Genomic DNA, 14559 nt, shown 5'->3' on the forward strand with positions numbered 1-14559 from the left:
GGCAAGTAATACACCTGCCCAAAATCTTTTTTTCTTATATATATTTGTTGTTATATTAATGACCACTGCCTTTAGATATTTTATCAAGATCAATGCCCTGGGCTTTCAGAATCCCACTTACACGGATCGCATAGAATGCAAGATAAGCAAAACAAATAACCCCTACGATATAACTGAAATGAATATTGGTAATATCTGCAACATATCCCTGTATAACGCTTACAATACCTCCTCCCATAATCATCATGATAAGGTATCCTGAACCCTGGTTAGTGTGTTTTCCAAGCCCGTTGATAGCCAATGCGAAGATACACGGCCATAGCGTAGAGCAGAAAAGACCTACACTGGTAAATGCATATACAGATACCATTCCTGTAGTGAACATCCCTATAAGTAGAGCGGTGATCCCTGCCAGAGAGAAGATCAGAAGCATTCTTGCCGGGTTTCCTTTGCTTAAAATATCACAGATAATCATTGCGATAATGATAAATCCATATACATAGAACGGAGAAAGATCATGATCGGCAATAGCGTTTACCAATAAAAATACACCGAATGCAAGATAAGGAGCTAAGAATCTTAAGATCTTTTTGAATCCTGCATTGACATCAAATGCTTCTACAGCACCTGTCCAACGGCCAATCATTAATGATGCCCAGTATAAAGAGATATAAGGTGCTACCTCTTTCGTTTCAAATCCCAAGCTTTTTTCCATATAAGCAGGAAGGTTACTGGCTGTGGAAACTTCTACCCCTACATAAACAAAAATAGCGATCATTCCCATCACCAGCTGAGGATACTGGAATGCTGACTTTCTATGTTCTCCCGGAGTTGCATCATCGGTGTCCTCAGTGTTTGTTGGAGTTACTGCAGGAAGAGAAGAGAATTTAAGCATTAAAGCTACCAGCGCAAAAGCTGCTCCTAATATCAGATAAGGTGTTTTTACACTTTCTATACTTGCTTCCGTGTTGGCAGCACTTGCAGATCCAAAAATAGCAAATGCAACGATAAGTGGTCCAATAGTAGTTCCTAAGTTATTAATCCCTCCTGCCATTGTTAGCCTCTGAGATCCCGTTTCCGTAGGACCTACTTCAATAGCAAGCGGATTAGCAACAATCTGCTGAAGAGAGAATCCTAAACCTACAATAAATAACCCTGAGATCATTAATGGGAAAGAATGCATATTGGCAGCCGGGTAGAACAATAAGGTTCCCAATGCGGAAATCAGAAGCCCCACAATAAGACCATTCTTATATCCGATTTTATTGATCAAATCCTGTTTAAGGCTCTTTGATACAAGCATATAAATTAAAGAACCTACAGTATATGCTACATAAAAGCATATCTGTACAAGCATACTTTCAGTTTGGGATAGATTGAAGGCTTTTTGAAAAACAGGGATCAGAATATCATTACTGGCTGCTACAAATCCCCAAAAGAAGAATACAGTAACCAACGGAATGAATTGGGCCCAATTGGTTTGTTTAGAATAATTTGACATATTTATTATAGATTTCACAAACAAATATAACTATTTCCTTTCAACGGAATACCTGATTAAGGTTTTTTTTATTGTCTCATAAGCCTCTGCTTTTGAGTCTTTTGGAGAATCTGAAGGCTCAATGATGCCATTGTAATATACCTTTACCCTTCCGGGAAAGCCTTTTGAGTTTTCAAAAGGGAACATTTCTTTAAGTCCCACAAAGGTATAAACAGCGATAGGAGAATGATGTTTTGAAGACAGTATAAATGCACCGTCCTTAAAATCATCCAGGATAATAGAAGTGTCGTCCGGCACACCGCCTTCAGGAAAAATCGCGATACTGTTGCCTTCTTCCATCTTCTCTGCACATCTTCGGTAAACATCTGCACGGCTTTTTGCACTCGCTCTGTCTACCATTACACATATCCTTTTATATATAGTTCCGAAAATAGGAATCTTAACCAGTTCTTTTTTTCCTACAAAACAGATCGGATGATCAGGAAACAGAATACATACAAGCATGATATCCATAATAGACGTATGATTGGAGATAAAGACATATGGGATATTTTTATCTTTTTTCTGTTCCGAAAGTTTAATCAGGTCATATCTGAAACCCATTCCGTAGAACATACCGAAACACCATAGCCTGACCAGTTTATAGCCGTATTTATAATGCTTTTTATTAAAGGATAAAATGTAAACCGGGATCCCAATAATAACTGTCAGAAAAAATGCCAACAGCAGCAGCCAGAATCTCCAGAGATAATTTAAAATTTTTGTCACAGCCTAACCGTTAAAAATTACTTTCTTTTTTATCGAATAATTCAGAATGGAAACCAGCAATATTGCTGCAATTTTACTGATCATTTCCGGGCTCAAGGTATAAAAAAATAAATTGATATTATCTTTAAATACGAAACTGTAAAATACCTGGAAAAAACCTAAGCTGAGTAATGTTGAAAAAAAAGATACTACCATAAAATAAGCAAATTCTTTTCTCTTCGAATGTTTTCCCCTTTCAAATACAAACCAGATGCTCAGAAAATAATTGGTAATAATCCCGCAGCTCGTGGAAAAAATGTTGCTTAAAGGATAGTGTACTCCGTAGAAATTGGTTTCCTTTACAAAGAAGTGCGGAAGATAGGTGCTGAAAATCTTAAAGCTTCCTATTTCTACAATGGCACTCAGTCCTCCTGCAATGATGAAGAACAAAACCTGTTTCTGGCGTAAGAGTATTTCTTTCATTTAATAAGTATAAAACTAAACATCTTTGTACATATCGGACAATCTGCCAGGTTGATTTATCTCTCACAATATAAACACCTTAGAGAATTTCTTCTGTTTATAATGGTTTTTAAATCCCAGCAGTTATACCGCTTGACAATATGAATATGCAAATTTATAACTATATGTTAAACACTGAAAAAAGTTGTTAAAATATTTTTTTTAATAAAAATTATTTCTAATTTTAATATTCAGAATGATGTAATAAAGACCTGATAATAAATTCATTTTCAACTCCTTGTGTTGATGGTTTTTTCTATCTTGTAGTGCACGGTTAAGAGCATATACTCCAACTTTTTTATGACCCAATTATTAATAATATTTGTATGAAACGTCAAAACAAATACAGAAAATTCCAGCTTCAACAGAAAAATATTGAGGCTCTTGAGAAAGAAAATTCCCGCTTCAAAAGAGTGTATTCAGAGTATGAAAATATGTCAAACGAATTGTGGAATCTTGAAAACTCCACTGGCGATCCGGTGCCTGATGATTTTATCAATGCAATGGAATTACAGACTTCCTATCTTGAAGATGAAATAGAAGATTGGCTTTTACAATTCAACGAAAAAAAAACACAAATCAAACATTAATGATTTTAGACAGCTTCCAGGTTGTTTTTAAATGCTAATTGAAGATAAATTCATAATTTAGCACCCTTAAATTAAAATCTAAAATATGGTTGCTATTGTAGATAGTGGTTCTACTAAAACGGATTGGGTAATTCTTGATGACTTTAAAAAAGTTTTTCTGAAAACAGAAACCATCGGTTTCAATCCAAATTTTATCAACAGAGAACTTATCGCTCCTGAAATACAGAAAAATAGCAATCTGATATCGGTTAAAAATTCAATTACCAAAGTCTTTTTTTATGGTTCCGGATGCGGAGTGAAAAAAAACTGCGAAACCATAGAAGAAGAGCTGACAAAAGTTTTTGGAAAAGCAGAGATTATTGTGAAGGAAGATCTGATGGCTGCAGCCTATGCAGCATACAGTGGAAAACCTGCTATCGTGTGCATTCTCGGCACAGGATCTAATTCCTGTTTTTTTGACGGTGAAAATGTGAAGATAGAATTGCCTTCGCTGGGATTCCTGATCGGGGATGAAGGAAGCGGCAGTGCTATCGGAAAGCAGCTGGTACGCAGATATTTTATGAAAAAACTGCCTGCGGATCTTCATAAAGAATTTGAAGCAGATTATCAGCTTACCGTAGAAGATGCATTGAAAAACATGTATCACACGCCGAGACCCAATGCATATCTGGCGAATTTTACCAAATTTGTAATCGAAAGAAAAGATCATCCTTATTTCAAAGATATGGTTTTTGAAGAAATGAAAAGTTTCTTTGAATACCAGGTTCTTCCTTATGAGGAGGCGCATGAGGCCGAGATCAATTTTATTGGCTCCATCGCTTATTATTATGAAAATATACTACGTTCTGTAGCTGCAGAACTTAATTTAAATGTGGGACATGTTGTGCAGAAACCAATTGAAAGCTTAGTAGATTACCACATTAAATATATACTTTAACAAAAAACAAAATTTTATGTCAAGTAACAACAATCGTGACGAAAAGAACTTTAGCCAGGCAGCGCTAGATTATCATAAAGCAGAACCCAAAGGAAAAATTGAAGTTATCCCGTCAAAGCCACACTCTTCCCAAAGAGATTTATCATTGGCTTACTCTCCGGGAGTAGCGGTTCCTTGTATGGAAATTCATGATAAGCCGGAAACTGTATATGATTATACGGGAAAAGGAAACCTGGTAGCAGTCATTTCTAACGGTACTGCCGTACTTGGACTGGGAGACATCGGTGCTGAGGCTTCAAAACCGGTAATGGAAGGGAAGGGACTATTATTCAAGATCTTTGCAGATATCAACGTTTTTGATATTGAGATCGATGAAAAAGATCCGGATAAATTTATTGAAATCGTAAAAGGAATTGCTCCTACTTTCGGAGGAATCAATCTTGAAGATATTAAAGCTCCTGAAGCTTTTTATATAGAACAAAGACTGAAAGAGGAGTTGAATATTCCTTTGATGCACGATGACCAGCACGGAACAGCTATTATCTCAGCTGCTGCATTGATCAACTCTCTGCAAATTGCCAATAAAGATATTGATAAAGTAAAAATGGTGGTGAACGGAGCTGGTGCTGCAGCGATTGCATGTACCAAGCTTTATATTTCTTTAGGACTGAAAAAAGAAAATGTCCTGATGTGTGACAGTAAAGGCGTAATCAATCATAAAAGAGAAAACCTTACTCCTGAAAAATTAGATTTCATCGCTCAGACAGATATCGAAACATTAGAAGATGCTGTAAAAGGATCTGATGTTTTTGTAGGATTGTCAAAAGGAAACGTAATGACTCCTGAGATGTTGCAGAGCATGAATGAAAATCCTATTGTATTTGCTCTTGCCAACCCTGATCCGGAAATTGCTTATGATCTTGCACTGGAGACCCGTAAAGATGTGATCATGGCTACAGGTAGAAGTGATTATCCTAACCAGGTCAACAACGTATTGGGATTCCCTTATATCTTCCGTGGAGCATTGGATGTACAGGCTACAGGAATTAATGAAGCCATGAAACTCGCTGCGGTACACGCTATTGCTGATCTTGCAAAAGAACCGGTGCCGGAAGCTGTAATTTTAGCATACAATGTTCAGAACCTTCAGTTTGGAAGAGAATACTTTATTCCAAAACCATTTGATAACAGACTGATCACAAAAGTATCAAGCGCTGTAGCAAAAGCAGCTATTGAAAGTGGTGTTGCCAGAAAAACCATTACGGATTTTGACGAATACGAGCACCAGCTTTTAGACAGAATGGGTAGAGATGAAAGATTGGTAAGAATGATGCAGAGCCGTGCGAAATCCAATCCGAAAAGAATTACCCTTGGAAATGCTGAAGAATACAATGTATTGAAAGCTGCTCAGATTCTTTATGAAGAAGGAATTGCTTACCCAAGCCTTTTAGGAGATAAAAAATACATCAAGGAGCAGATGGAGCGTTACGGAATTACTCTGGATGTTCCGATCATTGATCCAAGTGATGACGATCAGAAAGAAAACAGAAAAAAATACAGAGAAACTCTTTGGAAACTTCGTCAGAGAAAAGGAATGAACGAGTACAAAGCGAAGAGATATGTACGCCAGAGAGACTATTTCGGACCTTTGATGCTGAAACATGGTGATACAGACGGACTTATCGTAGGATTCTCTAAAAACTATACTTCTGTTTTACGTCCTGTTTTAGAAGTTATTGAAAAAGATAAAGGAGTCGATAAAGTGGCGGCCATGATGATGATCTTGTCTGAAAAGAAACCTATTTTCTTCGCAGATACCTCTATCAACCAAAACCCTACAGCAGAAGATCTTGTGAATATTGCTAAAATGGCTGAATTTACAGTAAAATCTTTTGCGATTGAACCAAGAATTGCAATGCTTGGATTTGAAAACTTTGCTGCGATTTCTGAAACTTCCAAGAAAGTAGCAAAAGCAGTAGGAATCCTTCATGAAAAATATCCGAAAATGGTTGTGGATGGTGAAATTCAACCTGATTTTGCAATGAACGCAGACCACCTGAGCGATTATCCATTCTCAAAATTAGGAACTACTCCTGCCAACACATTCATTTTCCCGAATCTGGAAAGTGCAAACCTTTCTTACAAAATTCTGAGAGGTATGAAAGTAGCACAGGTTATCGGACCTATCTTAATGGGATTAAAGCAGCCGGTACACGTACTTCAGATGCGTTCAAGCGTTGATGAGATCGTAAACCTTGCTACCATTGCTGTTCTTGATGCTCAAAGAAGAGAGAAGAAATAATACAGAACAGATGGCATCACTCGAAATAAATAATCCATCTTTCTTATTTCAAAATTGACACTTTAAACCGTGTACAGATAGTAAAAAGGCTCCATATTTTGGAGTCTTTTGTTTTTCTGTTAATTCCTTGAATTCTTATTTAAAATTTAAGTTAAAAATCATTCGTACATCAAATGAAAACATTAATTAGTTTAAATTGCTATATTTGGGAGTTTTAAAAATTAATAATGATATTTTCTTTACAAGGCACTGTTCAAGAACTTACGCCTACTTACGCTGTCATCAATGTTCAAGGAGTTGGTTACTACGTGGGAATCAGTCTGATGACCTCACAGACGCTGGTTTTGAATCAGCAGACCTTTTTATTTATTCAGCAGATCATTCGTGAAGATGCTCATCTTCTCTTTGGATTTAACACACGTTCAGAAAAAGAAATGTTCAATCTGTTAATAAGCGTTAATGGAGTAGGAGCTGTTTCAGCATTGATTCTGTTGTCAACATTGAGCCTTGATGAGATTGCTTCGGCGATACTTTCCGGAAACAGTGCATTGATCCAAAAAGCAAAAGGAATTGGTGCAAAAACTGCCGAAAGGATTATCGTGGATCTTAAAGATAAAGTACAGAAATACAGCGATCCAAACGCGAACATTTCTGTGATGGTGGATAATAAAATTAAGGAAGAATCGTTATCTGCATTAGAAGTTTTAGGCATTCCTAAACGAACAAGCGAGAAGATTGCGGATAAAATTATCAAACAAAATCCAAACATCTCGGTAGAAGAATTGGTTAAACAAATCTTAAAAAACATTTAACATTTGGTGGCGAATATTAAGCATCTTAACATATTTTTGTTCCTGTCGTTCCTGTGTATGTCTGTGAGTGCTTTTGGGCAGGCACAGAAAGATACAGCGATCATAAGAAAACAATATGAAGTGGCCGACCCTACGAGGTATGAAGCCTATTACGACATAAAAACCGGGATGTACTATGTATATCCAAAAATCGGAAATACCATTACAGGTCCTCCTACAGCCATGTCTCCGGAAGAGTATAAAGAATATATGCTTGCCAGCCAGACAAAAGCCTATTACAAGGAGAAATCCGATAAATATAATCTTCTCTTCAGAAGAGACAGATCTGATGCCAGAAAGAAGGGGCTTATTCCTTCATTACAGATCAACAACAAGCTTTTTGAAACCATTTTCGGTGGTAATAAAATTGAAATCATCCCTTCAGGATACGCATCCCTGGACTTTGCAGGACTTTACCAGAAAATAGATAACCCAATGATCCTGCCTCAGAACAGGACCAGTTTTACCTTTGATATCGATCAGAGAATTCAGTTGGGATTATTGGGGAAAGTAGGGGAAAACCTTCAGTTAAAGGCCAATTATGATACCCAGAGTGGTTTTGCTTTTGAAAACAGGATGAATCTTGTATGGCAGGCAAAAGGAAGCTGGAAAGATCTTCAGAGTAAAGGTCTTGGAAATGTAGATAAACCCAACGAAGGAGGAGAGGATAAAATCATCAAAAGAGTTGAATTTGGTAACGTAAACATGCCGCTATCAACCAGCCTTATCCGTGGTTCACAATCGCTGTTCGGGGTGAAAACAGAATTCCAGTTAGGAAAAACATTTGGAACAGTAGTTCTTTCCCAGCAGCAGGGTGAAGCCCGTAATATTGTAGTACAGGGTGGTGGTGTGATGAACAATTTTAAAGTCAACGCCATTGACTACGAAGAAAACCAGCACTTCTTTATAGGACATTATTTCCTGAACAAATATGATGATGCCTTACTTAATTATCCGCAGATCAACTCAACCATCAACATTACCAGAATGGAAGTCTGGGTATTGGATCAGGGGAACAGTAATCTGGCATATCAGAAAAGTATTATCGGGATCAGAGACCTGGGAGAAGGTCCTGGAGGAGTTACGCTGCCGGATAACTCGCTGAACGGATTGTATGATGAAGTATCACAAGTAGCTGGAACAAGAGAAGCTGGGAAAAATTACAATGCTCTTTTTCAGGGGCATGTCTTCCCGGGAACACCTACTCCCTACAATAACGGAGAAGAATTTGTTCTTGCTACAAAAGCGAGAAAGCTGAATGCTAACGAATTTATCTACCAGCCACAGCTGGGATATATTTCATTAAACCAAAAATTGAATGACCAGCAGCTTTTAGCCGTTTCGTACTCTTATACTGTTAATGGAAGTAATAAAGTATACAAAGTAGGGGAATTTTCTGAAGAAAGCCCTGTGCTGATCACCAAGGTATTGAGAGTAAATAACAAGGTGAACACTCAATCTCCGATGTGGGATCTGATGATGAAGAATATCTATTCTATTGATGCGGGACAGGTATCTCCGGATGGCTTTATCCTTAACGTATATTACAGAGATCCAAAAACAGGAGGTAAAGTAAACTATCTTCCAGATACTCCTGTAAAAGATCAGAATTTACTGAAGTTATTTAACTGGGACCGTCTTAATATGAATGGAGATATCCAGAACAATAAAGATGGAAGTAAAGGAGACGGTATTTTCGACTTTGTGAATGGGATTACCATCAGACCGGAAACAGGAAGAGTCATCTTTACCAAAGTACAGCCTTTCGGTAAATTTCTGGAAGCAAAATTAGGAACAAGTGATCCTCAATATATATTTAAGGATCTTTATACCAAACAAAAACAAGAAGCTTCCCAGAGTAACCTTACACAAAGGTATACCATGGAAGGGCGTTACAAAGGTGTTCAGGGACAAGGTATTTCTTTAGGAGCTGTAAACGTTCCTCAGGGATCAGTAAAAGTGGCAGCAAACGGAGTACAGCTTACGGAAGGCGTAGACTATACAGTAGATTATATGCTGGGTACGGTTACGATCATCAATGAAAATGTAAAACAGTCCGGACAGGCCATCAATATTTCACTGGAAAATCAGTTGACATTTAATACCCAAAGGAAAAGATTCTTAGGATTAAACTTAGAAAGAAGATTCAGTGAAAACTTTATCTTGGGAGGAACAGTAATCAATTACTCAGAATCTCCATTGACTCAGAAAGTAAACTTCGGGCAGGAAGCGGTAAACAATACCATGGCAGGGATCAACCTGATGTACAACAATCAGGCCCCTTATCTTACAAGATTTGCCAATAAACTTCCGATGGTAAAAACTGAAGCTCCATCCAACTTAAACTTTAAGATGGAAGCAGCTTACTTATTACCTGGATTGAATAAAGGAACAAATAATCAATCTTATATTGACGATTTTGAACAAACAACCTCTAAAATATCATTAAAAGAGCCGGCAGCATGGAGTTTAGCTTCAAAACCGGAAAAAAATAAATTACCGCCATTTAACACAGTGCCTGGCAATGATGATCTAACAAGCGGATATGGAAGAGGATTATTAACATGGTATAACATCGACCCTAGATTCTGGGGAGTTGGAGGGAAAGCACCTGCAGGAATTACACCGCAGTCTGTATCTAATCACGCTTCCAGAAGAGTACAATATTCGGAGATTTATAATAACAGAGATTTCGTAGCAGGAGAACAAACCTTTACGAATACTTTTGATATCTCTTATTTTCCGAAAGAAAAAGGACCGTATAACGTAAATCCAGTAACAGAACAGGCACAGAGCAGATGGGCAGGGATTATGAGATCAATCAGTGTTCCGAACTTTATTACTTCAAACATTGAGTATGTTGAATTCTGGATGATGGATCCTTACGCAGATGGTAAAACGCTGGGTACTGATCCAAAACTTTTACTTCACTTAGGAAACGTTTCAGAAGATGTATTGAAAGATGGAAAAATGCAGTATGAAAACGGACTGCCAACGCCAGGTACACCATCTTCTACAACGAATTCAAATTGGGGAGTACAGCCAAAACAGCCGCCAATCTTATATGCATTCTCTACAGAAGGAGAGGATAGGAAAGTACAGGATGCCGGATATGATGGTCTTACCTCGGACCAGGAAGCCATGAGATTCGGAAATACGTTTGTAAATCCGGTAACCAATATTGCAGACCCTGCAGTAGATGACTTCGTATTCTATCTTTCGGATAAATTTACAGGAAGTCAGGCAGCTTCAGTAGTGGAACGATACAAATATTTCAGAAACCCTGAAGGAAACTCAGAAGCAAACTCTCTTAACGTAGCTTCACAAACTCCGGATGTTGAAGATATCAATAAAGATTACAACCTGGATCAGACTGAAAACTATAACCAATATGTTATAAAGCTTGATCAGCCAAGTTTGTCACTTGGAACGAATAATATTGTAGATGTAAAAACAGTAAAAGCAACATTCCAGAACGGACAGAGTTCAGATGTTAAATGGTACCTGTTCAGAATTCCTGTAGCGAATTATGATCCAGCTGAAGGGACAGCAGAGCCATCTGTATTGAATAATGTAAGGTTTGCAAGATTGATGCTGGCAGGATTTGATCAGACCTCTACGCTTAGATTCGGAACAATGGATCTTGTAAGATCAGACTGGAGAAAATATACCAGTAAAATTGCCAGTGTAAATGTTCCAAATTCCGACGAAGGAACCGGAACTGTGACAGATCCAAACTTTGAAATAGGAAGTGTAAATATTGAAGAAAATGCATTGAACCAACCTCCATATGTATTGCCTCCGGGAATTGACAGACAGGTATTGAGTGGAAATGCAGGAGCGCAGAGACAGAATGAAGCTTCACTTTACATGAAAGTGAAAGACCTTAAAACTGAGGCAAGAGGAGTATTCAAAAATACAACATTGGATATGAGAAGATACAAAAAGCTGAAGCTGTTTGTACATGCTCACGATCCATTGAACAGAGTGATTGGATTGGATGAAAATACCAAATTCTTTATCCGTTTCGGAAGCGATGCTACTGATAACTATTACGAGTATGAATCATCTTTAAGAATGACTCCTACAACAGCAACAGCTCCTATGGAGATCTGGCCAATGGAAAATGAAGTTGATTTTGATGTTCAGAACTTTGTAGATGCAAAGATCAGAAGAGATAAATCAGGTGTTGCTATTACAAATAGAACCGTTGACACAGGATATCAGGAACCTTATAAAAATATTTATATTAAAGGTAGACCTAGTTTAGGAAATATTACCACCATTATGATTGGGGTAAGAAATGCAGATCCAAGAACAAACTCTACCATAACAAGAGTTCTTTGGGTTAACGAAATCCGTCTTTCTGAAATTGAGAATGATGGTGGATATGCAGGAAATGCAAGCTTAAACTTCAATATGGGAGACCTGGCAACAGTGAATGCCAATGCCTCTTATACCTCAGTTGGTTTCGGAAATATCGATTCAAAACCTGCAGAAAGAACACAGTCTACTCAATCCGCATTCAGCATCAATACGGCGATCAATGTAGATAAATTCCTTCCGGAAAAAACAGGGGTGAAAATTCCTTTAAACTATTCTTACTCGCAGACTATTGAAGATCCAAAGTACAATCCTCTGGATACCGATGTAGAATTTAATAAGGCACCAAATAAAGATCAGTTGAAAAAAGTAGCGAGAACCTATACTCAACAGAGAAGTATAGGAGTCGTTAACATGCATAAAGAAAGAGTAAATCCAAATAAAAAGCCTAAGTTTTATGATATTGAAAACGTATCAGTAACTGCTGTTTATAACGATGACTATTTCAGAGATATCTATACCAAGAGAAATTACAGACAGTATCTGAGAGGGTATATTGATTATAACTACACTTTTAAACCGTGGGTACTTAAGCCTTTCAACAAAATGATCAGTGATACGGCAAAATCGACAAAGTATCTGAGATGGGTAAAAGAATTCAATATTAATCCAATTCCTACAAGAATCTCTTTCAGAACTGAAATCGACAGAAACTACAACGAGCTTGAGTTCAGAAATGTGGAAGCAATCCTTAATGGTGATATGAACAGTAATTTCGATGCCATCAGAAACAGAAACTTCTTCTTTGGATGGCAGTATGGATTAGGATTCAACTTTACAAAATCATTAAAACTGGAAATCAATTCCGCAACCAGAACATTAAATGACAATCTGGATGTAAATTCGATGGACAGCAAATCGATTTTCGGAAATATATTCAGAGCAGGAAGGCCGGTATTGTATAATCACAGAGCACAGTTAAACTATAAGCTACCATTCCAATATTTGCCTTATCTGGATTTCATTGATGCAGAAGTAGGATACGGATTTACCTATAACTGGGCGGCGAGGTCTACGTCATTGCTTGGATTTACTGATCCTAATACAAATCAGACCGCAAGTTTAGGATCCGTTGGACAAAATACCAATGTGATTCAGGCAACAGCTTCTGCGGATCTTCCGAAGTTCTTTGGACAGTTTAACTATTTCAAAAATATTAATGCCAAACTTCAAAAACGCAGACAGGAGATGGACTCTCTGAATAATGTTTATGCGAAACAATGGGAGAAAAACAGATACCGATATAAAAAATATAAATTTAAGAATAAGCTTACTCCACTTCAAAGTGCTGCATTCTTCTTAACTTCCTTTAAACAGTTAAACGTAAGTTACAACGAAACGAATGGAACAGTACTTCCGGGATTAATATCAGCACCAAACTGGTATGGATACGGACAGACATTGGGAGGTCCGACACTGGGATTCCTTTTAGGTTCACAGGCAGATATCAGAAGAACAGTAATGGAAAACGGATGGGTGAGTAATTCAAATTATATGACAGATCCGTATGTAAGAATGTCGACCAAAGAATTGAGAGCAGACTTACAGGTGATGCCTATGAATGACCTGAGAGTCGATCTTAATGTGTTGCATACCTTCAACAGCAACTTCTCGCATACAGGATTTAACTATACCAATGGTGGGGTTCCTGATACGGATTTTACATTTGCCAGCGAAATGATAACGTATTCCAATACTACGTCGCTTCTCAGCACGTCATTTAAAGATGGGCAGGCAGTTTACCAGGCGATCAGAGAAAATGCAAGAGTGCTTTCTCAACAATTGGGAGGTCCCGGGGCAGTATTGGATAATAACGGATTTGCAAAGCATTACAGCATTGGAAATGCCTATGTATTAATCCCAGCCTTTAGAGCAGCGATGGAAGGAAAATCTGTGTCACCTATGGGTAACCCTAAAAAAGCAGGATTCCCATTGCCAAACTGGAGAATTACCTATTCTGGATTAAAAAATATCCCGATCATCAGCGGGCAGTTCACAAAGTTCGATATCTTACATGCCTATACTGCTACGTATACAGCAACAGGTATTCAAAGCAATGTAGATTATCATGGTAATCCAGATGGATATTATCAAACAGTGGATGATGCCGGTAATGTGAAAAAAAATGATGGAGATAAGATTAACCCATATACATTCGCACAGGTGGGATATGTAGAATCTTTCTCACCACTTATCGGAGTAGATGTTACCATGAGAAACAATATGCAGTTCGGAATACAGTACAACAGAACCAGAATGATGGTACTGGGATTGGTTAACCAGACTCTTACCGAAGATGCGAATACAGAATATGTAGTAAGACTGGGGTATATTGTCAGAAACTTTAGATTAGGAACAGCCAATATCAGAGGAAGAGGAACAAGAGGAAAAGGAAGTGATCTTAACATCAGAGGAGACATTTCATTAAGAGACAGTAAAACATCTATTATGAATATTCTGTTAAATGATGCCCAGGTTACAGGAGGACAGAGACTCATGAACATTAAACTTTCCGCAGATTACAATGTTTCCGAGAATCTGAATCTGAGAGTGTTCTACGAACAGATGACCTCAAAATATAAGATCTCCACAGCATTCCCGCTGTCTACGGTCAGAGCAGGTATCTCAGCCACATTTACATTCGGAGATTCCGGAGGTGGATTCTAAAAATAATACAAACGTAAAAGTCCTTCAGTTTTGAAGGACTTTTTTTATATCCAATATTT

General features: G+C 37.7%; 8 protein-coding genes. 5 read left to right on the forward strand and 3 right to left on the reverse strand.

Annotation, left to right across the window (positions count from 1 at the left end; translation table 11 throughout):
• Positions 1-55: 55 nt before the first annotated feature.
• From JNG87_RS19535 to JNG87_RS19545, 3 genes are read right to left on the reverse strand one after another with little or no spacing between them, the layout of a single operon-like run.
• Complete coding sequence (locus JNG87_RS19535) at positions 56-1501, reverse strand: MFS transporter (RefSeq protein WP_110010708.1); 1446 nt, start codon at positions 1499-1501, stop codon at positions 56-58.
• Between the two features lie 30 nt (positions 1502-1531).
• Complete coding sequence (locus JNG87_RS19540; RefSeq protein ID WP_202840542.1) at positions 1532-2269, reverse strand: lysophospholipid acyltransferase family protein; 738 nt, start codon at positions 2267-2269, stop codon at positions 1532-1534.
• Between the two features lie 3 nt (positions 2270-2272).
• On the reverse strand, positions 2273-2731 hold the full coding sequence (locus tag JNG87_RS19545; RefSeq protein WP_110010710.1) for a GtrA family protein: 459 nt from the start codon (positions 2729-2731) through the stop codon (positions 2273-2275).
• Positions 2732-3096: 365 nt separating this feature from the next.
• Between JNG87_RS19545 and JNG87_RS19550 the strand changes: the two genes are divergently transcribed.
• From JNG87_RS19550 to sprA, 5 genes are all read left to right on the forward strand, one after another.
• Positions 3097-3360, forward strand: a complete 264-nt coding sequence (locus tag JNG87_RS19550) for a hypothetical protein (protein WP_110010711.1) — start codon at positions 3097-3099, stop codon at positions 3358-3360.
• Positions 3361-3445: 85 nt separating this feature from the next.
• On the forward strand, positions 3446-4297 hold the full coding sequence (locus tag JNG87_RS19555) for a BadF/BadG/BcrA/BcrD ATPase family protein (protein ID WP_202840544.1): 852 nt from the start codon (positions 3446-3448) through the stop codon (positions 4295-4297).
• Positions 4298-4313: 16 nt separating this feature from the next.
• Positions 4314-6599 (forward strand): NADP-dependent malic enzyme, encoded by a 2286-nt coding sequence (locus JNG87_RS19560; RefSeq protein ID WP_110010713.1) that lies wholly within the window; start codon positions 4314-4316, stop codon positions 6597-6599.
• Between the two features lie 227 nt (positions 6600-6826).
• Positions 6827-7411 carry a Holliday junction branch migration protein RuvA gene (ruvA, locus tag JNG87_RS19565; RefSeq protein ID WP_110010714.1) on the forward strand — a complete coding sequence of 195 codons (585 nt, stop codon included), beginning with the start codon at positions 6827-6829 and terminating at the stop codon, positions 7409-7411.
• A 57-nt stretch (positions 7412-7468) separates the two neighbouring features.
• Positions 7469-14500, forward strand: coding sequence for a cell surface protein SprA (gene sprA / locus JNG87_RS19570; protein WP_202844375.1), 7032 nt, complete (start codon positions 7469-7471; stop codon positions 14498-14500).
• Positions 14501-14559: the final 59 nt, after the last annotated feature.

The sequence above is a fragment of the Chryseobacterium cucumeris genome (genome assembly GCF_016775705.1).
Lineage (GTDB): Bacteria > Bacteroidota > Bacteroidia > Flavobacteriales > Weeksellaceae > Chryseobacterium > Chryseobacterium cupriresistens.